Consider the following 22127-nt stretch of genomic DNA (forward strand, 5'->3'; position numbering starts at 1 on the left):
GGCCCGCACACTCTCGCACATGGGACGGGCGGGCCGGGAGGGGTGAACGGGCCGCGGCCCGCGCGCCGGGCGCTCGGGCCGGGGTCCCGGTCAGACGGGGGCCGGCTCCGACTCCGGGGCGTCCGCCGGGCCGTCCGCCGAGCGGGCCGCCCGCTCCCGGGTCTCGCGGCGCACCAGCACCACCCAGCCGACCGGCACGGCCGCGGCGAACAGCCACCACTGCAGGGCGTACGCGTAGTTCAGGGCGGCGTTCTCCTCGCCCGGGCCGCCGAGCAGCTGCGGGCTGCCGTCCCGCGGCTCGGGCGCCGTCTGCACGACGTGGCCGCCGAGCACCTCGGTGCCCAGGCGCCGGGCCTCCAGCTCACTGTTGATCAGCATGATCTGCCGGTCGGGCAGGCCCTCGAGGTTCTTGATGCCGCTGGCCTCGGTCGTCTCGTCGGGCATCAGCCGGCCGGTGATCGTGACCTCGCCGGAGGGCGGCGGGGGGACGTCCGGGAACGCCGTCTGGCTGGGCCCGTCCGAGGGGATCCAGCCGCGGTTGACCAGCAGGACCCTGCCGTCCCGCAGGACCAGCGGGGTGAGGACGTGGTAGCCGACCTCGTCGTCGGAGTTGGTGCGGCGGCGCACCACGACCTCGGCGTCGGTGTCGAAGCGGCCCGTGGCGGTCACCGTGCGGTACCGCTCCTCGCGGGTCACGGCGTGGCCGGGGGAGGCGAGCCGCTGCACGGGCACCGGCTCGGCGTCCAGTGCCTCGGCGACGAGCCGGTTGCGGGCGGAGCGCTGCTCGTAGCGTTCCATCTGCCAGAAGCCCAGCCAGATCATCGTGGGGATGAGCAGCAGGGCGACCAGGGTGATGGTCACCCACTGGCGGGACAACAGGAAGCGGTACACCCCACGACCGTACAACTCGGTCGCGGGGCGCACGGCGGCGGGTACACCCTCATACCCGGTCCACGATGCCCGTCCTTCCCTCCGCCCGGGCGCAGTGGGCGCCGCAGTACCAGTGGCCCTCGGCCTCCACGCCCTGGCCGATGATCTGCACCCGGCAGTGCTCGCAGATCGGGGCCATGCGGTGGATCGCACAGGAGAAGCAGTCGAACACGTGCACGGCCCCCTGGGCGTGCACCTCGAAGGTCATTCCGTAACTGTTGCCGCATACTTCGCAGGTCGCCATGGGCCACAGGGTGTGCCGTCCCCTCCCGTGGGGGCGAGCGGGCGGCAGGCGAGTCGCCGGGCAATCACCCGTCCGTACGGTCGCCCGCCGGCCGGGGCCGGATCAGCCCTCGGACGCCGGTTCGACGTTGCCGAGCAGCTGTCCGAACGCCGCCTCGTCCACGACCGGGGTGCCGAACTGGCGGGCCTTGACCACCTTGGACGTCCCCGAGTCCGGGTCGTTGGTGACCAGCAGGCTGGTCAGCCGGGACAGGCTGGTCGCCACGTGCAGTCCCGCCTCCGTCGCCCGGTCCTCCAGCAGCTCCCGGTCGACGGAGGTGTCGCCGGAGAACGCCACCCGCATGCCCTGTCTGAGCGGCTTGCCCGGCTCGTACCGGCCCGGGTTGGGGTACGGGCAGGCGGGCCGCCTGCGCGAGGGGCGCCAGGTGGCCGGGCGCCCGCCGTAGGCGGCCTGCTGCCCGATCCGCGGCCGGTCCGTCCACTCCGTCAGCGGCCGGCACTCGTGCAGCGGCAGCCGGACGTTCGCCGCCGCGGCGGCCCGCAGGCTGGGCCGGAACGCCTCGGCCAGCACCCGCGCGTCGTCCAGCGCGTGGTGCGCCCGCTGCTGCACCACGCCGAAGTGCGCGGCCAGCGACTCCAGCTTGTGGTTGGGCAGCGGCAGCCGCAGCTCCTTGGCGAGGGCGATGGTGCACAGCCGCTGCCGCACCGGTGCCTCGGCGCGCGCCCGGGCGTACTCCCGGGCGATCATCTGCCAGTCGAAGACCGCGTTGTGCGCCACCAGCACCCGGCCCTCCAGCCGGGTCGCGAACTCCGCCGCGATGTCCCCGAACAGCGGCGCGCCCTCCAGCGCCTCGCTCGTCAGGCCGTGGATCCACACCGGGCCGGGGTCCCGCTCGGGGTTGACCACCGTGTACCAGTGGTCCTCGACCTCACCGCGCGCGTCCAGTCGGTACACGGCCGCCGAGATGATGCGGTCGTCCCGGGCCAGCCCCGTCGTCTCCACGTCAACGACCGCGTAACCCCGGGGATACGCCGCCGGCCACACGCCGGGGGAGGGGGCTGCGGTCGTCAGGTCTTCGAGCATGGTCACTGAGGATACGGGGCGCGGCCGACACTGCGGCCCGTCAGGTCCCCTGCCTCGCGCGGACGTTCGGGTGCCGGGAATGTCCGCGGGTGCTCGATGTGTGCCGGGCGGCCGTGTTCCGCCGGCGGGCGGTGGACGGGGGCGGCGGCCGGGGGGTCAGGGGTCAGGGGCCTCGGTGCGCGGGGCGGTGTGCGGTGGGGTGGCTCCCCTGTGCCGACGGGTCGTCAGGTCGCTTGTGCCGCCGGTGCGTTGTGCTCCGCGCTCACCAGCGGATCGGGACCGGGAGGGCCGTGAGCAGTCCCGACACCGCCACCACCAGGCCCAGGACGAACACCTCCGCCCGCGCGGGGGAGCAGGCGGACAGCGGATCGGCCGCCCGCCCCAGCCGGATCCGGGCCCACAGGGCGAGGGCGGCGACCCCCGCCATCAGCAGCACCTTGGCGAGCAGGACCCGGCCGTAAGCGGTGTCGGTCAACTGCTCCATGATCGTCTCGGGGGGCATCCTGCGCAGCGAACTGCCGATGCCGGTCGCGGTGAGGGCGGCCAGCAGGACGGCGGCCACCCGGGCGTAGAGGCCCAGCAGGGCGCTGCCCGCCTCCGTGACCCGCCACCGCCGCAGCGTGCGCAGGGTGTACACCAGGCCGCCCACCCACATCGAGGCGCAGGTCAGGTGCACCAGCGTCAGCCCGGAGCCCAGCAGGGGCGAGTACTCCGTGGTGGGGTGCGCGCGCAGCGCCTCCGCCACCACGACGGCGGCCAGCGGCCACACCTGCGTGCCGGGCCGGGCCGAGGCGGCGCACAGGGCGGCGGCGAGGAAGCCGTTGACCTCCAGGAGGGCGAGTTTGCCGTCCCGGGTGCCGTAGAGGCCGCCCACGTCGATGTCGGCGATGTCGCCGGGGACGAGGTTGCCGGTGGCCACGACGGAGGCCAGTCCCAGGGCGGCCACGAACCCGACCGAGTTGGCGACCGTGGACCAGCTGCGGGGCAGGACGGGGGGCGCGCCCGGCACGGAACGGGCCAGCCGCCGCACGAACAGTTCGCCGACGGGCACGGCCAGCGCCGCGAACAGCACCGTCCGCAGCAGGGCTATGCCGCCCGTGCCGGGAGCCGGGTCCTCCCCGGTGCCGTCCAGGGCGGGAGCCGGACCGAGCAGGGGTATGAGCGCGCCCAGCGTCACCAGGACGAGGACGGCGACGGCCGGGCCGACGCCGGACCGCCGCTCGCCCCTGTGGGCACCGGTCGTCCTGGACCGGGGGTTGGTCAGAGTCACCCCAGGATCTTCACAAGCGCCCGCGGAGCCGGGCAAGCCCGGGGTCGAAGTGGGCCCGGACATTCCGTGCGTCATGCATATACCGGGACGGTTCCGTACCAGGGCCGTTACATTCCCCGCGGCGGAACGCCCTGCCGCCGGGTGCCGTGCGGCCCCGTCCACCGGTCGACGGCGTGCACTGAATGCACCTTTCGTCCGCTTCGTCCCCGTGGTACCGCCGTCTCCGCCCGCTTCGCCCCCGTGGCGCCGCCGTCTCCGCCCGCTCCGTCCCGCTCGCCGCCGTCACTCCCAGCGGGCCGGGTCCGCCCCCCACGGGCCGGGCGGACGGGTCCAGTCGCGGGGTCCGCCGGCGAACGTCACCGGGGGCAGGGCGTACCGCAGCCGGCCGAGCGGGCTGTCGGTCCCGGCGAGCCAGGGGCCGGGTTCCGGGCCCGGTGTCCCGGCGGCCGGAGCGTCCTCGGGCGCCGCCCCGGCGGGTGCGGACTCCAGCAGCCACCGCGCCGTGCGGGCCAGCGTCACCCGGACCAGCCGGCTGCCGCCCGCCTCCGCACGGTCCGTCAGGGCCCGCAGCACGGCCGCCGCGAGGAGGTACCCGCTGCCGTGGTCGAGCGCCTGGGCCGGCAGCGCGCCCGGACGCCCGCCCCCGCCCTCGGTCGCCGCGATGCCCGTCGCCACCTGGACCAGGCTGTCGAAGCCCCGCCGGCCGCCCCACGGGCCGTCGACGCCCCACGCCGACAACTGGGCCACCACCACCCCCGGCCGCCGCTCGGCCAGCGCCCGCGGGTCCAGCCCGAACCGGTCCAGCGCGCCCGGGCGGTAACCGGTGACGACGACGTCCGCACCGGCGAGCAGCTCCTCGAAGGCGTCCCGGCCGGAGGCCAGGTCGAGCAGGGCGGACCGCTTCCCGAAACCGGTGTCGGCGTGCTGGTCGGCGATCTCCGGCAGGCCCGGCGGATCCACCCGCAGCACGTCCGCGCCGAGCAGCCCGAGCACGCGGGTGGCGACCGGCCCGGCGATGACCCGGGTGAGGTCCAGCACCCGCACCCCGGCGGCCGGCAGCAGGGGACCTCCGGCCACCCGCGGCAGGTCCGGGCCGGGCGCCGAGTCCAGCCGGACGCCCTCCACCAGGGGCCGGCGCGCCACCGCCGCGCCCTGCGGATGCGTCGCCCACTGCGCCGGCGTGCGCAGCGCGACCGCGAGCCCCCCGGCCGCGCTCACCGTCTCCTCCACCTCCCGCGCGGAGCGTCCGGCCAGCGCCGCCGCCACCGCGTCCGGGTCGCCGGGCACGCCCAGTGCGGCGAGCAACCGCTCCCGGTGGTGCGGGTAGTTGGCGTGGGTGCGCACCCAGCCGTCCGCCGTCCGCCAGAACCGCGACAGCGGAGCGAAGGAGACCGGGGCCCGCCCGTCCACCCGCAGGTGCCGCTCACTGACGAACGCCGTCGCCACCGCGCCGTCGTCCACCCGGACGGCGGGCACCTCGGTGAGCCCCGCCCGGCGGGCCGCCAGTTCGGCGGCGGCCAGCGCGCACGCGGCCACGCACGCCCGCGCCGTCCGCCGCACCGGGAGCCGGGCCGGCAGCGCCTCCGGCCGCTCCACGGCCGTGACCCGCGTGAGCAGGCCGGGATCGCCGCCGAGCGCGGACCAGGCGTCGGCCGTATCGGTCATCGTGCTCCTCCGTGCGCCCCCGGCCGTCCGGCCCGGGGGAGGGACCTGGGCCCCCGCCGATACGTCGGCGGCGGGAGCCGTCTCGCTCAGGCAGCCTGCCGCACGGCGGGAGGGCCGGGCGAACCGCCCGGCCCTCCGTGTGCCGCGACGGGTGCCGCGACCGCCCGGGAGCGGGGTGCCCCCGGTGGTGGCCCTACTTCACGGCGCGCAGCGCGTTGACGATGCCGTAGCCGTAGAAGCCGTTGACGCGCTGACCGCCCTCGCAGGTGGCGTCCTGCGTGCCGTCGCCGTCCTGGTCGTAGGAGTCCGGGCAGCCCGGGTTGTCCGCCTGGGCCTTCAGCAGCGCCTGGATCACGGCGGGCGGGGCCCACGGGTGCTTGGACTTCAGCAGCGCGGCGACGCCGGCGGCGTGCGGCGAGGCCATCGAGGTGCCCTGGAGGAAGGCGTACTGCCCGTTCGGCATGGTGGACAGGATGCGGCCGTCCTTCGACGGGGTGTCCGGCAGCTGGTAGCGGCGGTCACCGCCCGGCGCGGCCACGTCCACGACCCGGTGGCCGTAGGTCGAGTAGTACGACTTGAGGTTCTGCACGCCCGTCGCGCTGACCGTGACCACGCCCGGCAGCTGGGTCGGCAGGTCCAGGCACTCGCTCGGGTCGATGGTGCGCTCGACCGGAGTGGTGTCGTTGGGGCTGGAGGCGTCGTCGATCGCGTCCGAGGCCAGGTCGTGGTTGGAGTTGCCGGCCGACGCCACGTGCAGGGTGCCCTTGCGCTGGGCGTACAGCTGGGCCCGGTTGACCGCGTCCAGGATGGCCTTCTGGTCCGGGTCGTCCTTGCAGTTGTACAGCCACGGGTCGACGTAGTAGCTGTTGTTCGTGATCTCCACGCCGTGGTCGGCGGCGAACACGAAGGCGCAGACGACGTTCTCCGGGTAGAAGAGGCCGTTGTCCGGGTCGCTCACCTTGATGCCGGCCACCTTCACGCCGGGCGCGACACCGGCGACGCCGATGCCGTTGCGGGCGGCGGCGATCTCACCGGCCACATGGGTGCCGTGGTAGTCCTCGTCCGTGTACGGGCGCCAGGCGCCCTCGCTGGTGTCGGCCACGCCGCCGACGCAGTTGGCGGACTGGGAGGCGGAGAAGTTCGGGGCGAGGTCCGGGTGGGTGTCGTCCACGCCGGTGTCGATGACGGCGACGGTCACCTTGCTGCTGCCCGGGTTGATCTTCGCGGCCTTGTCGGCGCCGATGGCCCGCAGGTCCCACTGGTCGGCCTCGAGCGGCTCGCTGCCCGGCGTCTTCGCCGAGGCGGCCTCGATGCGTTCGGCCTGCGCCGCGCTCACGTAGTCGGCCGAGCCGACGTCCGTGGTGCCGGCCGGGGTCAGGGGCGCGGTGCGGGTGGCGCCCGCCGACTGCACGCCCCGGACCTTGCGTATCTCCGTGCCGAAGTCCGGGTTCGCCGAGTGGACGACGATGACACCGATCCTGTCGTGGGTGACCACGACCGTTCCGCCGGCCTTGGCGATCGCCTTCTCCACCGACGCGATCGTGCGGCGGTCCACCTTGGTGTTCACGACGTACGCCAAGGCGGGCGCGTCCGTCGCCTGCTCCGCCGTCGACGCGGGCCGCTCGGCTGCCGAGGCCACCGCCGGCAGGAAGCCGAGGGAGGCGGTCAGCGACAGCGCGACGGGCACGGCGAGGGCGAGCCGGCGTCTGGAACGCAGATGAGCCATGGGGTCTCCACATCATCCGGAACGGAAGCTGCCCGAGACACAGGTGGTGCTCGGGCAGGTACATGACGGGTTGTGCAGGGTGAAGCTATCCCGCGAGGTCTCGGGCCAGCAACGTTTTCCCCCAAGGTCTTCACAGTCCGCGCCCGAATGTCCCGGAGGGTCCCGTGCGGTCCCCCGGACGGCCCTCCCCGCCCCCCGGCCGCCCCCGCCTCGCCGCCTGCCCCGCCCCCGGCGCACCCGGTCGAGGCACCCGCGCGGTCCCGCCGCCCCGGGGCCCGGTCGCGCCCGCCCCCGCACCCGCCTCCCACCCGCCGCCGCCCCCGCCTCCCCTCCGGCCCCCGGTCCGACGCCCCCGGCCGACGCGTCCGGCCGGCCGGAAAGAAGCAGAACCCGTTTGAACCACCCCCGGCCGGGCGCCGTGCCCTTGGGCAGGGAGCGCGAGGACACTCGCCTCCGTCCCTGTCGGACCGCACGATCGCGAGGAGACTCCGTGGCCGCCGAAGCACCGCCCCCCTCGACAGCAGAGACCAAACTCCCGACGCCGGAGGAGTTCACCGAGGTTCAGCAGAGCGCGGAGTTCGCCGAACTGCGCCGCACGCACCGCTCCTTCGCGTTCCCGCTGACCGTCGCCTTCATCGCCTGGTACCTGCTGTACGTCCTGCTGTCCAACTACGCGGGCGGCTTCATGGGCACCGAGCTGTTCGGCAACATCAACGTCGCCTTCGTCTTCGGCGTCCTGCAGTTCGTCACCACGTTCGCCATCGCCTGGTGGTACTCCCGCCACGCCGCCGCCAAGTTCGACCCGAAGGCCGAAGCCATCAAGACCCGTATGGAGGGCGGCGCATGAGCCCCTCGATCGCCCACGTCACCCTCGCCGCGAACGAGGCCAGCGAGCACCGCGGCCTGATCATCACCCTGTTCGCGCTGTTCGTCGTCGCCACCCTCGGCATCACCGTCTGGGCCGGGCGCCAGACCAAGGACGCCGCCGACTTCTACGCCGGCGGCCGCCAGTTCAGCGCCTTCCAGAACGGGCTCGCCGTCTCCGGCGACTACATGTCCGCCGCGTCCTTCCTCGGCATCGCCGGCGCCATCGCCCTCTTCGGCTACGACGGCTTCCTCTACTCCATCGGCTTCCTGGTCGCCTGGCTGGTCGCGCTGCTGCTGGTCGCCGAGCCGCTGCGCAACTCCGGCCGCTACACCATGGGCGACGTCCTCGCCTACCGGATGCGCCAGCGCCCGGTGCGCACCGCCGCCGGCACCTCGACCATCGTCGTGTCGATCTTCTACCTGCTCGCCCAGATGGCCGGCGCGGGCGTCCTGGTCTCGCTGCTGCTCGGCATCACCTCCGACGCGGGCAAGATCCTCATCGTCGCCCTGGTCGGCGTCCTGATGATCGTCTACGTCTCCATCGGCGGCATGAAGGGCACCACCTGGGTGCAGATGATCAAGGCCGTGCTGCTCATCGGCGGCACCATCCTGATCACCTTCCTGGTCCTGCTGAAGTTCAACTTCAACATCTCCGACCTGCTCGGCAAGGCCGCCGAGAACAGCGGCGCGGGCGCCGCCTTCCTGGAGCCCGGCCTGCAGTACGGCGCCAGCGGCACCACCAAGCTGGACTTCATCTCCCTCGGTATCGCCCTGGTGCTCGGCACCGCCGGCCTGCCGCACATCCTGATCCGCTTCTACACGGTGCCCAACGCCAAGGCCGCCCGGAAGTCCGTGAACTGGGCCATCGGCATCATCGGCGGCTTCTACCTGATGACCATCGCCCTCGGCTTCGGCGCCGCGGCCCTCATCTCGCGCACCGAGATCATCGAGTCCAACCCGTCCGGCAACACGGCCGCCCCACTGCTCGCCCTGCACCTCGGCGGCGTCGACTCCACCTGGGGCGCGATCCTGCTCGCCACCATCTCGGCGGTCGCCTTCGCGACCATCCTGGCCGTGGTCGCGGGCCTCACCCTCGCCTCCTCGTCCTCCTTCGCGCACGACATCTACGCCAACGTCATCCGCAAGGGGCGGGCCACCGAGAAGGAGGAGATGCGGGCGGCCCGCCTGGCCACGGTCCTCATCGGCGTCGTGTCCATCGCCCTGGGCGCCCTCGCCCGTGACCTGAACGTGGCCGGCCTGGTCGCGCTCGCCTTCGCGGTCGCCGCCTCGGCCAACCTGCCGACCATCCTCTACAGCCTGTTCTGGAAGCGGTTCACCACCCAGGGCGCGCTGTGGTCCATCTACGGCGGTCTGATCATCGCCGTCGGCCTGGTGCTGTTCTCGCCCGTCGTCTCCGGCGACCCCACGTCGATGTTCCCCGACGTCGACTTCGCGTGGTTCCCGCTGAAGAACCCGGGCCTGATCTCCATCCCGGCCGGCTTCCTGCTCGGCTGGCTCGGCACCGTCCTGTCCAAGGAGGAGCCGGACACCGAGAAGTTCGCGGAGCTGGAGGTCCGGTCCCTCACCGGCGCCGGCGCCCACTGAGCCACCCCGGCCCGACGGCCGCGTCGTAGGAACCTCCAGGTCCCCACGACGCGGCCGTCGTCGTTCTCGTCGCATCGGGCGGCTGTGGCCGTCGGTGCCGTCACGTACGCTCGCAGGTACGGGATGTCAGCGATCCGCGTCGAGGGAGGGGGCCCACGTGCTCATCGACACCTACGGCCGAGTGGCCACCGATCTGAGGGTCTCGCTCACCGACCGGTGCAACCTGCGCTGCACCTACTGCATGCCCGAGGAGGGCCTGCAGTGGCTCGCCAAGCCCGACCTGCTCACCGACGACGAGATCGTCCGCCTGGTCGGCGTCGCCGTCACCTCCCTCGGCATCGAGGAGGTCCGCTTCACCGGCGGGGAGCCCCTGCTGCGGCCCGGCCTGGTGGGCATCGTTGAACGGGTCGCCGCCCTGGAGCCCCGCCCGCAGATCTCCCTCACCACCAACGGCATCGGCCTGCGCCGCACCGCCGACGCCCTGAAGCGGGCGGGCCTGGACCGGGTGAACGTCTCCCTGGACACGCTCCGCCCGGACGTCTTCAAGCGCCTCACCCGCCGCGACCGCCACCACGACGTCACCGACGGCCTGCACGCGGCCCGCGAGGCCGGTCTGACCCCCGTGAAGGTCAACGCCGTCCTCATGCCGGGCCTCAACGACGACGAGGCGCCCGACCTGCTCGCCTGGGCCGTGGAGCACGACTACGAGCTGCGCTTCATCGAGCAGATGCCACTGGACGCCCAGCACGGCTGGAAGCGCGAGGGCATGGTCACGGCCGGGGACATCCTGGCCTCTCTGCGCACCCGCTTCGAGCTGACCCCCGAGGGCTCCGAGGCCCGCGGCTCGGCACCCGCCGAGCGCTGGCTCGTCGACGGCGGCCCGCACCGGGTGGGCGTCATCGCCTCCGTCACCCGCCCGTTCTGCGCGGCCTGCGACCGGACCCGCCTCACCGCCGACGGGCAGGTCCGCACCTGCCTGTTCGCCACCGAGGAGACCGACCTGCGCGCCGCCCTGCGCTCCGGCGCCCCGGACGAGGAGATCGCCCGCGTCTGGCGGCAGGCGATGTGGGGCAAGAAGGCCGGCGCGGGCCTCGACGACCCGTCCTTCGTCCAGCCGGACCGGCCGATGTCCGCCATCGGCGGCTGAGCACCCGCAGAACGGGCTCCGGGCCCGCTCAGTCTCAGGTCTCCCGGGCCTGCCACTCGGCGAAGGGGACGACGTCCTTCAGAAACCCCCGCACGTCCAGGAACTGCGACAGGTGCTCCCGGTGCTCCTCGCAGGCGAGCCAGGTCTTGCGCCGCTCGGGCGTGTGCACCTTCGGGTTGTTCCAGGCCAGCACCCAGGCGGCGGCAGTGCGGCAGCCCTTGGCGGAACAGATCGGCGTCTCGGGATCGGGGACCATCACACCGCCGACCCTAACCCGGCCCCCTCACCCGTCCCCGGCGGGGCGACGGCCCCGCACACAAGGCGACGCCGAGCAGCCACGGGGGGAGCTGCCCGGCGTCGGTCCGTCGCTCCGACGGGGGATGCGGAGCGCGTACGAAGTATGTCACGGGTCACCCCGGCACCGGCACCGGAACACCATGATTGATCTGAGCTTTTCCTGAGCTTGGCGCAGAACCTGCTTCCGCTCCCGCCGTCCACCTGTCCGTACCCGGCGGTCACGGCCCTTCGGAACGCTCCGCACCCGCTTCCGCGGCGGTCCGCGGCCTGGCGTCCCGCGGGTCGTCCGCCGGGGCGCCGTCCTCCCCGGGCGGCGGCGTGATCATGGGCCGCATCGGCGTGGTCACGAAGGTCGACGGCAGGGAAGGAGCGTTCTCCCGGCCCGCGTTGGCGATCACCACCGCGATGTACGGCAGCACCGCGCCGAGGACCAGGGCCACGATCGCGACGTGCTTCTCCACGTTCCACAGCACCGCGGCGAGGATGACCGAGATCGTACGGACGGTCATCGAGATCACGTACCGGCGCTGCCGCGCCCGCACGTCGTCCTGGAGACCCGCCCGGGCACCGGTGATCCGGAACACCTGGGCGCCATGCTGCTTCGGCATCACAATCCACCACCCGCCCGTATCGGACTTCCCCGTCCCTGACCGCTCCGCGACCGATCGGGGACACCGGGCCCGGACATCCACCACGTTACGCCCGCCCGGCCGCCGGGCCACTACCGGGGCGACCCCTTCACCCCCGCGCCCGGCCGCTGTGTCGCGCGTACGGCACCGCCCGGCATGCGGCAGGCCGGGCCGGGGCCGACACTGGCCGTGATGCACGCGTCAAGCCGTACGAGGAGGCAGTCATGGGCTGGTTGTGGGCGATCATCGTGGGATTCGTGCTCGGCCTGCTCGCCAAGGCGGTGATCCCCGGCAAGCAGCACATCCCGCTGTGGCTGGCCACCCTCTGCGGCATGGTCGGCGCTGTCGTCGGCAACGCCATCGCGCGGGGCTTCGGGATCGAGGAGACCCGTGGCATCGACTGGGGGCGGCACATCTTCCAGCTGGGCGCGGCCATCGTCGTCGTGCTCTTCGTGGAGATGATCTACAACGCGATGCAGCGCCGGAAGCACGAACGCCGGCCGACCTGACCCGGCACGGAAAGGGCGAGCGGGACGGCGAGGGGGCGGCCAGGAGGGCGAGGGTGACGGCGAGGGGGCGGCTCCCGCCCTCGGGAACCGCCCCCTCGCCCATCCCTGTGGCTCAGCCGGCCGTGACCTCCACGGCCGCCAGGTTCTTCTTGCCCCGGCGCAGCACCAGCCAGCGCCCGTGCAGCAGGTCCTCGCGCGCCGGGACGGCGTCCTCGGCGGTGACCTTCGCGTTGTTCACGTAGGCGCCGCCCTCCTTCACCGTGCGCCGCGCGGCCGACTTGCTGGCCACCAGGCCGACCTCCGCGAAGAGGTCCACCACCGGGGCCGGCTCCGCGACCCGCACGTGCGGCACCTCGGAGAGCGCCGCGGCCAGCGTGCGCTCGTCCAGATCCGCCAGCTCGCCCTGGCCGAACAGCGCCTTCGAGGCGGCGATCACGGCGGCCGTCTGGTCCGCGCCGTGCACCAGCGTGGTCAGCTCCTCCGCCAGCGCCCGCTGCGCGGCACGGGCCTGCGGGCGCTCCGCGGTCTGCCGCTCCAGCTCCTCCAGCTCCTCACGGGACCGGAAGGACAGGATGCGCATGTAGCCCGAGATGTCCCGGTCGTCCACGTTCAGCCAGAACTGGTAGAACGCGTACGGCGTCGTCATCTCCGGGTCCAGCCAGACCGCGCCGCTCGCGGTCTTGCCGAACTTGGTGCCGTCCGCCTTCGTCATCAGCGGGGTCGCGTACGCGTGCACCGTGGCCTCCGGCTCCAGCCGGTGGATCAGGTCCAGGCCCGCCGTGAGGTTGCCCCACTGGTCGCTGCCGCCCTGCTGGAGCGTGCAGCCGTACCTCCGGTAGAGCTGGAGGAAGTCCATGGCCTGCAGCAGCTGGTAGCTGAACTCGGTGTAGCTGATGCCCTCGGAGGACTCCAGCCGCCGGGCGACCGAGTCCTTCGTCAGCATCTTGTTGACGCGGAAGTGCTTGCCGACGTCCCGCAGGAACTCGATGGCCGACAGGTTCTGCGTCCAGTCCAGGTTGTTGACCATCTCGGCCGCGTTCTCGCCCTCGAAGGACAGGAACGGCTCGATCTGGCGGCGCAGCCGCTCCACCCAGCCGGCCACCGTCTCCGGCGAGTTCAGCGTGCGCTCCGCGGTCGGCCGCGGGTCACCGATCTGGCCCGTCGCCCCGCCGACGAGGGCCAGCGGCCGGTGCCCGGCCTGCTGGAGCCGGCGCAGGGTGAGCACCTGCACCAGATGCCCCACGTGCAGGGACGGCGCGGTCGGGTCGAAGCCGCAATAGAAGGTGACGGGACCGTCCGCGAGCGCCTTGCGCAATGCGTCCTCGTCGGTGGACTGGGCGAACAGCCCGCGCCACTGCAGCTCGTCGACGATGTCCGTCACGGTTCTCGTGTCTCCTAGGTGATGCCGGAAGAAAGGGGCCGAGGGTGCTCGGCTCCGCGCGTCCGGCCGGCCGGCGGCCGGACGCGGACGCCTACGAGGTTATACGCCCCGGCTGACCGAGCTCATATTGAAATCGGGGATGCGCAGCGCGGGCATCGCGGCCCGGGTGAACCAGTCGCTCCACTCCCTGGGCAGCGTCTTCTCCGTCCGCCCCGCCTCCGCCGCCCGCCCCAGCAGGTCCACCGGCGACTCGTTGAACCGGAAGTTGTTGACCTCCCCGGTCACCTCGCCGTTCTCCACCAGGTAGACGCCGTCCCTGGTCAGACCGGTCAGCAGCAGCGTCGCCGGATCCACCTCGCGGATGTACCACAGGCAGGTCAGCAGCAGCCCGCGCCCGGTGTCCGCGACCATCTCCTCCAACGAGCGGTTCCGGCCGCCCTCCAGGATCAGGTTGTCGATCCCCGGCGTCACCGGCAGCCCGGTCAGCTCCGCGCTGTGCCGGCTGGTGGTCAGGTGCCTCAGCTCGCCCTCACGGATCCACTCCGTGGCCGCCAGCGGCAGCCCGTTGTCGAACACCGAGCGGTCGCCCCCGGAGGAGTGCGCCAGCACGAACGGCGCCGACTGAAGGCCCGGCTCGTGCGGGTCGCTGCGCAGCGTCAGCGGCAGCCCGGTGAGCCGCTCGCCGATCCGGGTGCCGCCGCCGGGCGCGGAGAACACCGTGCGGCCCTCGGCCGCGTCCCGTCCGGAGGCCGACCACAGCTGGTAGATCAGCAGGTCCGCCACCGCCGTCGGCGGCAGCAGCGTCTCGTACCGGCCCGCGGGCAGCTCCAGGCGCCGCTCGGCCCAGCCGAGCCGCACCGCCAGCTCGGCGTCCATCGTCCGGGGGTCCACGTCCGTGAAGTCCCGGGTGGAGCGCCCCGCCCACGCCGACCGGGTACGGTCCGGCGACTTGGCGTTCAGCTCCAGCGTCCCGTTCGGCTGGTCGTGCCGCAGCCGCAGCCCCGTCGACGTGCCGAGGTAGCTGGACACCATCTCGTGGTGGGCGAACCCGTACAGCTCGCGCCCGCCCGCCCGGGCCCGGGCGAACGACTCCCCGAGCGCCGGGGCGAACTCCGTGAACACCGTCGACGAGGTCACGGCCGGCGCCTCCGTGAAGTCCGGGGCCGCGGGCACCCCGGTCACCAGCGGCCGGGCGTCCTCCGCGGGCCCGGCCCCGCGCGCCGCCGCCTCGGCGGCCCGCACCAGCGGCTCCAGCTCCTCGGCGGTCACGGCCGACCGCGACACGACCCCGGAGGCGGTGCCGTCCCGTCCGTCCACCGTGGCCACCACGGTCAGGGTGCGTCCGCGCGTGACCCCGTTGGTGGTGAGCGCGTTGCCCGCCCAGCGCAGATTGGCGGTCGACCGCTCGTCGGCGATCACCACGCACCCGTCGGCCCGGGACAGCGCGAGCGCGCGCTCCACGATCTCGTGCGGCTTGCTGGTGCGCCCGCTCATCGACCGGCCTCCTGAGTCGTGTTGAGACTGTGCTGTCCCGGGGGACGACCCCCGGACCCCCGGCCGGTCCCCGTCCCGCCGCTCATCGACCCGCCTCCTGAGTCGTGTTGAGGATGTTGACACCCCGGAACAGGGCCGAGGGGCAGCCGTGCGAGACCGCCGCGACCTGCCCCGGCTGGGCCTTGCCGCAGTTGAACGCCCCGCCCAGCACATACGTCTGCGGGCCGCCGACCGCCGCCATGGAGCCCCAGAAGTCGGTCGTCGTCGCCTGGTAGGCCACGTCCCGCAGCTGCCCCACCAGCCGCCCGTTCTCGATGCGGTGGAACCGCTGGCCGGTGAACTGGAAGTTGTAGCGCTGCATGTCGATGCTCCACGACCGGTCCCCGACCACGTAGATGCCCCGCTCCACGCCGCCGATCAGGTCCTCCGTGGACATCCCGGCCGGATCGGGCCGCAACGACACGTTCGCCATCCGCTGCACCGGCACGTGCTCCGGGGAGTCCGCGAACGCGCACCCGTTGGACCGCTCGAAGCCGGTGAGCCGCGCGATCCGCCGGTCCAGCTGGTAACCGACCAGCGTGCCGTTCTTCACCAGGTCCCAGGACTGCGCCTCGACGCCCTCGTCGTCGTAGCCGATGGTCGCCAGCCCGTGCTCGGCGGTGCGGTCACCGGTGACGTTCATCAGCTCCGAGCCGTACCGCAGCTTCCCCAGCTGGTCGAAGGTGGCGAACGACGTCCCCGCGTACGCCGCCTCGTAGCCGAGCGCCCGGTCCAGCTCCGTGGCGTGCCCGATCGACTCGTGGATGGTCAGCCACAGGTTGGACGGGTCGACGACCAGGTCGTACAGCCCCGGCTCCACGCTCGGCGCCCGCATCTTCTCCGCGAGCAGCTCCGGCAGCCGCTCCAGCTCCTCGTCCCAGTCCCAGCCGGTGCCGGTCAGGTACTCCCAGCCGCGCCCCACGGGCGGCGCCAGGGTGCGCATGGAGTCGAACTCCCCGCTGGAGTCGTCCACGGACACCGCCGTGAACGACGGGTGCAGCCGGACCCGCTGCTGCGTGGTCACGGTCCCGGCGGTGTCGGCGTAGAACTTGTTCTCGTGCACGGTGAGCAGCGACGCGTCGACGTGGTCGACCCCGCGCGCCGCCAGCAGCCGGGCGCTCCACTCGGCGAGCAGCCCGGCCTTCTCCTCGTCCGGCACCGAGAACGGATCGACCTCGTACGACGACACCCAGGTCTTCTCCGCGTGCACCGGCTCGTCGGCCAGCTCCACCGGACCGCCGGGCCCCGCCCCCGCCGCCCGGACCACCCGCGCGGACAGCTGCGCCATCGCCACCGCCTGCGAGGCGACCTTGGCGGCGGCGTCCGGCGTCAGGTCCACCCCGGAGGCGAACCCCCAGGCCCCGCCGTGCACCACCCGCACCGCGTAGCCGAGGTCGGTGGTGTCCGACGTCCCGGCGGGCCGGGCGTCCCGCAGGCTCCAGGACGCGCTGCGCACCCGCTCCAGCCGGAAGTCGGCGTGTGCCGCCCCCAGCGACCGCGCGCGGGCCAGCGCGGCGTCGGCGAGGGGGCGCAGCGGCAGGGCGAGGAATGACTGATCCATCTCATGGTCCATGTAGGGCTTCCCCTTCGTTCATGGCGTGGTCCGGGTGAGTGAACCACGGTCCCAGGGCGCCGGCGTGCCAATGCGGCGGTGACGGGAGGGCGGGCGCGTGGCTCGGAGCCGCAGCGCCGAACACGGGTACGGGATCATCCAGCCGTGACGCGGACCCCTCTTTTGTGGTTACAGTGAATGCTATGTAGGCACAACCGAGGGGTCGTCATGAGTACCATTTCCGTCCGCGAGTTCTCGTACAACCCGAGCGCGGTCTTCGCCCGCGTCGAGAAGGGCGAGGCGATCGAGGTGACCCGGCACGGCAACGTGATCGCGATACTGTCACCGGCCGGCAGTCCGATGGAGCGGTACGCGCACCTGGTGGCGCAGGGGAAGATCAAGTTGAAGCCGGTCACCGCCGCAGAGCGGCACAGCATGCCGCACTACGAGGTGCCGGAAGACGTCGATCCCGTGGCGCTCCTGCTGGCCGAGCGCGAAGAGGACGACCGTTGATCTACATGGACACGTCCGCGCTGGTCACCTGGATGACCCGCCGCAGCCACTGGGGCGTGCTGGACACCTTCCTCCAGGAGCGGGCCACGGAGCCGTTGGCCACCAGCACGCTCGGTTTCGTGGAGACCGTACGGACTCTGGACCTCATGGGGCACTTCCCCAAGGCCATGGAGGACCTGGACGCACGGATCACCGAGATTCTCCTGACCCGGGAGGTGCGCGATGCGGCGGCTCTGCTGGTCGGGCGTCTGAAGACGCTGGACGCGATTCACGTCGCCAGCGCACTTTCCCTGCGGGACGACCTGACCGCCCTGGTGACCTACGACCGCAGGATGCTCGAGACCGCTCGCGCCGAGGGGCTGGCGGCTCATGCACCGGGTATGCCGGACTGACAGCGGCGCCCGACTGTAGGAACCCGACAGGAGCCCATGGGCGCCACTGTCGGTGCCCGAATGTCCCGGGGCGCCTCCCGACCGATAGGTTTTCGGGGAAGCCGCCTGTCATCCAGGTGTTCGGGCGGGGGATTCCGACCGCTATCGAAAGGGTGATCCGTTGAGCCGCTCGGTTCTCGTCACCGGAGGCAACCGGGGCATCGGCCTCGCCATCGCCCGTGCATTCGCCGACGCCGGCGACCAGGTCGCCATCACGTACCGCTCGGGTGAGCCGCCGGCCGGCTTCCTCGCGGTCCGCTGCGACATCACCGACCCCGAGCAGGTGGAGCAGGCCTACAAGGAGATCGAGGCCCAGCACGGCCCGGTCGAGGTGCTCGTCGCCAACGCGGGCGTCACCAAGGACCAGCTCCTGATGCGCATGTCCGAGGAGGACTTCACCTCCGTCGTCGACACCAACCTCACCGGCACCTTCCGCATCGTGAAGCGCGCCAACCGGGGCATGCTGCGCGCCAAGAAGGGCCGCGTGGTGCTGATCTCCTCGGTGGTCGGTCTGGCGGGCTCCGCGGGGCAGGCGAACTACGCCGCCTCCAAGGCCGCCCTGGTCGGCTTCGCGCGCTCCCTCGCCCGTGAGCTGGGGTCCCGCAACATCACCTTCAACGTCGTGGCGCCCGGCTTCGTCGACACCGACATGACCAAGGTGCTCACGGAGGAGCAGCGCACGAAGATCGTGTCGCAGGTACCGCTCGGCCGGTACGCGCAGCCGGAGGAGGTCGCCGCGACGGTGCGGTTCCTCGCCTCCGACGACGCCTCGTACATCACTGGAGCCGTCATTCCCGTTGACGGCGGACTGGGAATGGGTCACTGAACGACATGAGCGGAATTCTCGAGGGCAAGCGCGTCCTGATCACCGGTGTGCTGATGGAGTCCTCCATCGCGTTCCACACCGCCAAGCTCGCCCAGGAGCAGGGCGCCGAGATCATCCTGACCGCGTTCCCGCGGCCCACCCTGACCGAGCGCATCGCCAAGAAGCTGCCCAAGCCCACCAAGGTCATCGAGCTCGACGTGACCAACGACGAGCACCTGGGCCGTCTCGCGGACGTCGTGGGCGAGGAACTCGGCGGGCTCGACGGCGTGGTGCACTCCATCGGCTTCGCGCCGCAGGACGCGCTCGGCGGCAACTTCCTGAACACGCCGTTCGAGTCGGTCTCCACCGCCATGCACGTCTCGGCCTTCTCCCTGAAGTCCCTGACCATGGCCTGCCTGCCGCTGATGCAGAACGGCGGCTCCGTCGTGGGCCTCACCTTCGACGCGCAGTACGCCTGGCCGCAGTACGACTGGATGGGCCCGGCCAAGGCCGCGCTGGAGGCCACCAACCGGTACATGGCGCGCGACCTGGGCAAGCAGAAGATCCGCTGCAACCTCATCTCCGCGGGCCCGATCGGCTCCATGGCGGCCAAGTCCATCCCGGGCTTCGCCGAGCTGGCCTCCGTGTGGGACACCCGCGCCCCGCTGGAGTGGGACCTGAAGGACCCGGAGCCGGCCGGCCGCGGTGTCGTCGCCCTGCTGAGCGACTGGTTCCCGAAGACCACCGGCGAGATCGTCCACGTCGACGGCGGTCTGCACGCCGTCGGAGCCTGATCCGCCCGGACCGCACCCGGTCCGTTCCGGCCGAACACGGCACGCGGGCCCGCACCCACCTCGGGTTCTCACGGTGGGTGCGGGCCCGCGGCGTGCCGCGCGGCGGGAGTCCGTCCGTACCGCCGGGGCCTGTCCGTACCGCCCGGGGTTCCGTGCGTTGCCCGGGGGCCTGTCCGTACCGTCCGGGGGCCTGTGCGTGCTGCCCGGAGCCTGTCCGTACCGCCCGGGGGGCCGGGTCCCCGGACGGCCGCGAGGCGCTGTCCCGCCGTTGCCGAAGCCTTGTGCGGCGCGGTTCTCCCCCTTCCCGGGGGCCGCTTGTGGTGCTGCCTGCGCCCTCCGCCCGTTCACCCGAACGGCGCAGCAATCCGGGCGGGAGGGGCCCGGGACCAGGCACCGTGGAGGACACGTCCGTCGCGCTTTTTGCCCTCCCCAGCCACGCCGAGGAGGTCCCGTCGTGCGCGTCCACCGTCTGGCCTCAGCGACCCTTGCCGCCGCCCTCGTCCTGGCCCTGCCGTATCAGGCGTTCCCGCACACGGCCGGGCGGTCCGCGCAGACCGCACCCCGGAAGCCGGCCGCGGACGATCCGTTCGGCGCCGCCTGCCGGATCCGGGTCGACGGATCCAGCGTGACCGCGTACTGCCACAACCCCTATCCCGTCATCGACCGCGTGAGTCTGCACGTCGAGTGCGTCCGCTGGTGGGACCTCGACGCCGACAGCACCCCGGTGGCCGCCGGGCCGGCGCAGACGGTGCGCCTGACCGGTCGCTGCTGGAAGGAGGTCGGCGCCGCCTGGGTCAGCCACCGGAAGGCGGAGCCGTGACCCGGCCCGGACGGCACGCCAGCGGATAGGCGGCGGCCACCTCGGCCGCCGCCGCCGCGTCACCGGCGCGGATCGCGTCCACCAGGCGCCCGTGCTCCATGTGTGTCTCCGGGGACAGCTCCGCGCCCACGTCGTCGCGCAGCCAGTCCCGCAGCACCTCGCCCAGGTCCGCGTACATCGCCGTCAGCACGTCGTTGTGGGAGGCCGCCACCACCGCCAGGTGGAAGGTGGCGTCCGCCGCCACGAACGCCTCGGCCTCGCCCGACTCCCACGCCTCCTCGCGGCGCAGCAGCAGGGCGTCCAGCTGTTTGAGGTCCTTCTCCGTCCGCCGCTGTGCGGCCAGCCGTGCCGCCGCCGACTCCAGCGCGGAGCGCAGTTCGGCCGCGTGCCGGGGGTCGGCGTCGGCGAAGCGGCGGTGCATGACGCCCGCCAGTTCGCTCGTCGCCGCCACGTACGTGCCCGATCCCTGGCGGATGTCCAGCAGACCGTTGTGCGCGAGGGCACGGACCGCCTCGCGGACCGTGTTCCGGGCCACGCCGAGCTGCTCGACCAGCTCCGGCTCGGTCGGGATGCGGGAGCCGACCGGCCACTCACCCGTGGTGATCTGCGCGCGCAGTGCGGCGATGACCTGCTCGGACAGGGCCGCGCGACGCGGATGGCTCAGGGGCATGGCTCACCTTCGCACACGGGGGCGGCCGGGCGGCGGCCGGACAGTGGACAGGCAATCATCCCATGATTCTATGATGGGCCCCATGGCTGGCGAAGAGACCCGGGCGCTCGCGTCCACGACGACCGGAGACACCCCGGCCGGATCCCGGCCCGTACCGCCATCCCGGACACGCGGTCCGGCTCCCTCCCCCCGACCGCACGGGTGGACCGCCCGCCTGCTGGTCGTGGCCGTCGTCCTCGCCGCCCTCAACCTGCGGCCCGCCATCACCAGCCTCGGCGCCCTGCTGGAGGAGGTCCGCGTCGCGCTCGGCATGAGCGGCAGCGTGGCCGGACTGCTGACCTCCGTGCCCCCGCTGTGCTTCGCCGTCTTCGGCGTCACCGCCCCGCGCCTCGCCCGCCGTTTCGGCCCCGGTGCGGTGGTGTGCGGCGGCATGGCCGCCATCGCCGCCGGTCTGCTCGTCCGCCCCTTCGCGGGCGGCACGGCCGGGTTCCTCGCGGGCACCGCGCTGGCCCTGATGGGCATCGCCGTCAGCAACGTCCTGATGCCCGTCATCGTCAAGCGCTGGTTCCCGGACCGGATCGGCTCCATGACGGGCCTGTACTCCATGGCCCTCGCCCTCGGCACCTCGACCGCCGCCGCCGTCACGGTGCCGGCGACCGAGCTGCTCGGCGGCCACTGGCGGTCGGGGCTCGTCCTCTGGTCCGCCCTCGCCGCCGTGGCCGTCCTGCCCTGGCTGGCGTTCGTGCGGGGCGGCGACGCGGACACCGACGGCGGGCGCGGCCGGGGCCGGGGGGTCGGGGGCGCGGACACCTCTGGCGGGCGCGGTGGGGGCCGGGCGGTCGGGGGCGCGCCGGGGGAGGCGGGAGCTGCCGGGGTGGCGGCGGAGTCGGGGGCCGCTCCCGGCGGGGCGGTTTCGGCGGGGGCCGGGGCTACCGGGGCGGTGTCCGCCGGGGAGACGCCTGCCGGACAGGCGCCCGCCTCCGTGCCCGGTCCCGGGGCGCCCGCGTCTGTGCCCGGTCCGCGCGCGGAGGCGGCTCCGCCCCGCATCTCCCGGAGCCCCACCGCCTGGGCCCTGGCCGTCTTCTTCGGGCTCCAGGCCACCGCCGCCTACATCACCATGGGGTGGATGCCGCAGATCTTCCGGGACGCCGGTGTCCCCGCCGGCACGGCCGGGCTGCTGCTCGCCGTCACCATGGTGATGGGCGTGCCGCTGGCCTTCGTGATACCCCGGCTGGCCACCCGGCTGCCCCACCAGGGACCGATCGTCCTCGTGCTCGGCGCCAGCGGTCTCGCCGGGTACGCCGGTCTCCACTTCGCCCCGGCCGCCGGCGCGTGGGCCTGGGCGCTGCTGCTGGGCATCGCCGGCTGCGCCTTCCCGCTCGCGCTGACCCTGGTCGGCATGCGCGCCCGGACCGGCGCCGGCGTCGCCCAGCTGTCCGCCTTCGCGCAGAGCACCGGCTACCTGATCTCCATCCCGGGACCGTTGCTGGTCGGCGTGCTCTACCAGCACAGCGGCGGCTGGGGGCTCCCGATCGGGCTGATGGCCGCCCTGCTGGTGCCGCAGACCGTGTTCGGCTACCTGGCCGGCCGTCCCCGCACGGTGGAGGAGGAGACGGCGCGCTGAGCGAGCCCCCGCGCCGGGGATGCGAGACTGGC

The 22127-nt window shown here is 73.3% G+C and carries 22 protein-coding genes; 10 read left to right on the plus strand and 12 right to left on the minus strand.

Annotated features, from left to right (window positions below; translation table 11 throughout):
• Nucleotides 1-90: 90 nt before the first annotated feature.
• The 6 genes from AC02VZ_RS04035 to AC02VZ_RS04060 all read right to left on the minus strand — a co-directional run bounded on the left by AC02VZ_RS04035 (nucleotide 91) and on the right by AC02VZ_RS04060 (nucleotide 6918).
• On the minus strand, nucleotides 91-891 hold the full coding sequence (locus AC02VZ_RS04035; protein ID WP_476474513.1) for an SURF1 family cytochrome oxidase biogenesis protein: 801 nt from the start codon (nucleotides 889-891) through the stop codon (nucleotides 91-93).
• A gap of 49 nt (nucleotides 892-940) precedes the next feature.
• Nucleotides 941-1174 carry a hypothetical protein gene (locus tag AC02VZ_RS04040; protein WP_109379926.1) on the minus strand — a complete coding sequence of 78 codons (234 nt, stop codon included), beginning with the start codon at nucleotides 1172-1174 and terminating at the stop codon, nucleotides 941-943.
• A gap of 102 nt (nucleotides 1175-1276) precedes the next feature.
• Nucleotides 1277-2257 carry a DEDDh family exonuclease gene (locus AC02VZ_RS04045; protein ID WP_476474514.1) on the minus strand — a complete coding sequence of 327 codons (981 nt, stop codon included), beginning with the start codon at nucleotides 2255-2257 and terminating at the stop codon, nucleotides 1277-1279.
• Between the two features lie 262 nt (nucleotides 2258-2519).
• On the minus strand, nucleotides 2520-3527 hold the full coding sequence (locus AC02VZ_RS04050) for a CopD family protein (RefSeq protein WP_432053896.1): 1008 nt from the start codon (nucleotides 3525-3527) through the stop codon (nucleotides 2520-2522).
• Between the two features lie 282 nt (nucleotides 3528-3809).
• Nucleotides 3810-5192 carry a CoA transferase gene (locus AC02VZ_RS04055; RefSeq protein ID WP_476474515.1) on the minus strand — a complete coding sequence of 461 codons (1383 nt, stop codon included), beginning with the start codon at nucleotides 5190-5192 and terminating at the stop codon, nucleotides 3810-3812.
• A 193-nt stretch (nucleotides 5193-5385) separates the two neighbouring features.
• Entirely contained in the window at nucleotides 5386-6918 is a 1533-nt protein-coding gene (locus tag AC02VZ_RS04060; RefSeq protein ID WP_476474516.1) for a S8 family serine peptidase, read from the minus strand.
• A gap of 490 nt (nucleotides 6919-7408) precedes the next feature.
• On the opposite strand from AC02VZ_RS04060, the gene AC02VZ_RS04065 reads away from it, so the two are divergent.
• The 3 genes from AC02VZ_RS04065 to moaA all read left to right on the plus strand — a co-directional run bounded on the left by AC02VZ_RS04065 (nucleotide 7409) and on the right by moaA (nucleotide 10537).
• Nucleotides 7409-7765 (plus strand): DUF485 domain-containing protein, encoded by a 357-nt coding sequence (locus tag AC02VZ_RS04065; protein WP_362088833.1) that lies wholly within the window; start codon nucleotides 7409-7411, stop codon nucleotides 7763-7765.
• Nucleotides 7762-9390, plus strand: coding sequence for a solute symporter family protein (locus AC02VZ_RS04070; protein WP_476474517.1), 1629 nt, complete (start codon nucleotides 7762-7764; stop codon nucleotides 9388-9390). Before AC02VZ_RS04065 ends, AC02VZ_RS04070 begins: the two co-directional genes overlap by 4 nt.
• Nucleotides 9391-9547: 157 nt before the next feature.
• Complete coding sequence (moaA, locus tag AC02VZ_RS04075) at nucleotides 9548-10537, plus strand: GTP 3',8-cyclase MoaA (protein WP_432053892.1); 990 nt, start codon at nucleotides 9548-9550, stop codon at nucleotides 10535-10537.
• Between the two features lie 34 nt (nucleotides 10538-10571).
• On the opposite strand, the gene AC02VZ_RS04080 is transcribed toward moaA, so the two are convergent.
• Together AC02VZ_RS04080 and AC02VZ_RS04085 are read right to left on the minus strand one after the other, a co-directional pair.
• The gene (locus AC02VZ_RS04080; RefSeq protein ID WP_432054074.1) at nucleotides 10572-10793 is read right to left on the minus strand and encodes a hypothetical protein; all 222 of its coding nucleotides are present in this window, start codon (nucleotides 10791-10793) and stop codon (nucleotides 10572-10574) included.
• 259 nt (nucleotides 10794-11052) lie between these two features.
• Entirely contained in the window at nucleotides 11053-11442 is a 390-nt protein-coding gene (locus AC02VZ_RS04085) for a DUF3099 domain-containing protein (RefSeq protein WP_432053891.1), read from the minus strand.
• A 245-nt stretch (nucleotides 11443-11687) separates the two neighbouring features.
• Between AC02VZ_RS04085 and AC02VZ_RS04090 the strand changes: the two genes are divergently transcribed.
• Nucleotides 11688-11972 carry a GlsB/YeaQ/YmgE family stress response membrane protein gene (locus AC02VZ_RS04090; protein ID WP_432053890.1) on the plus strand — a complete coding sequence of 95 codons (285 nt, stop codon included), beginning with the start codon at nucleotides 11688-11690 and terminating at the stop codon, nucleotides 11970-11972.
• Between the two features lie 112 nt (nucleotides 11973-12084).
• On the opposite strand, the gene tyrS is transcribed toward AC02VZ_RS04090, so the two are convergent.
• The 3 genes from tyrS to AC02VZ_RS04105 form a co-directional block, all read right to left on the minus strand.
• Complete coding sequence (gene tyrS, locus AC02VZ_RS04095) at nucleotides 12085-13353, minus strand: tyrosine--tRNA ligase (RefSeq protein WP_432053889.1); 1269 nt, start codon at nucleotides 13351-13353, stop codon at nucleotides 12085-12087.
• A 99-nt stretch (nucleotides 13354-13452) separates the two neighbouring features.
• Nucleotides 13453-14847, minus strand: a complete 1395-nt coding sequence (locus AC02VZ_RS04100; RefSeq protein ID WP_432053888.1) for a metallopeptidase TldD-related protein — start codon at nucleotides 14845-14847, stop codon at nucleotides 13453-13455.
• Nucleotides 14848-14929: 82 nt separating this feature from the next.
• On the minus strand, nucleotides 14930-16459 hold the full coding sequence (locus AC02VZ_RS04105; protein WP_432053887.1) for a TldD/PmbA family protein: 1530 nt from the start codon (nucleotides 16457-16459) through the stop codon (nucleotides 14930-14932).
• A 207-nt stretch (nucleotides 16460-16666) separates the two neighbouring features.
• Between AC02VZ_RS04105 and AC02VZ_RS04110 the strand changes: the two genes are divergently transcribed.
• The 5 genes from AC02VZ_RS04110 to AC02VZ_RS04130 all read left to right on the plus strand — a co-directional run bounded on the left by AC02VZ_RS04110 (nucleotide 16667) and on the right by AC02VZ_RS04130 (nucleotide 19801).
• Nucleotides 16667-16951 carry a type II toxin-antitoxin system Phd/YefM family antitoxin gene (locus AC02VZ_RS04110; RefSeq protein WP_019522103.1) on the plus strand — a complete coding sequence of 95 codons (285 nt, stop codon included), beginning with the start codon at nucleotides 16667-16669 and terminating at the stop codon, nucleotides 16949-16951.
• A gap of 5 nt (nucleotides 16952-16956) precedes the next feature.
• Nucleotides 16957-17343, plus strand: a complete 387-nt coding sequence (locus AC02VZ_RS04115; protein WP_432054073.1) for a type II toxin-antitoxin system VapC family toxin — start codon at nucleotides 16957-16959, stop codon at nucleotides 17341-17343.
• 160 nt (nucleotides 17344-17503) lie between these two features.
• Nucleotides 17504-18208 (plus strand): 3-oxoacyl-[acyl-carrier-protein] reductase, encoded by a 705-nt coding sequence (gene fabG, locus AC02VZ_RS04120; RefSeq protein WP_362088824.1) that lies wholly within the window; start codon nucleotides 17504-17506, stop codon nucleotides 18206-18208.
• Nucleotides 18209-18213: 5 nt separating this feature from the next.
• Entirely contained in the window at nucleotides 18214-18981 is a 768-nt protein-coding gene (gene fabI, locus AC02VZ_RS04125; RefSeq protein WP_432053886.1) for an enoyl-ACP reductase FabI, read from the plus strand.
• Between the two features lie 454 nt (nucleotides 18982-19435).
• Complete coding sequence (locus AC02VZ_RS04130; RefSeq protein ID WP_432053885.1) at nucleotides 19436-19801, plus strand: hypothetical protein; 366 nt, start codon at nucleotides 19436-19438, stop codon at nucleotides 19799-19801.
• Here the strand turns inward: AC02VZ_RS04130 and AC02VZ_RS04135 are convergent.
• Complete coding sequence (locus AC02VZ_RS04135; protein ID WP_432053884.1) at nucleotides 19776-20471, minus strand: FadR/GntR family transcriptional regulator; 696 nt, start codon at nucleotides 20469-20471, stop codon at nucleotides 19776-19778. The genes AC02VZ_RS04130 and AC02VZ_RS04135 overlap by 26 nt on opposite strands.
• Before the next feature lie 82 nt (nucleotides 20472-20553).
• Between AC02VZ_RS04135 and AC02VZ_RS04140 the strand changes: the two genes are divergently transcribed.
• The gene (locus AC02VZ_RS04140; protein ID WP_476474518.1) at nucleotides 20554-22095 is read left to right on the plus strand and encodes a CynX/NimT family MFS transporter; all 1542 of its coding nucleotides are present in this window, start codon (nucleotides 20554-20556) and stop codon (nucleotides 22093-22095) included.
• Nucleotides 22096-22127: the final 32 nt, after the last annotated feature.

The sequence above is a fragment of the Streptomyces sp. 3-6 genome, from assembly GCF_056323165.1.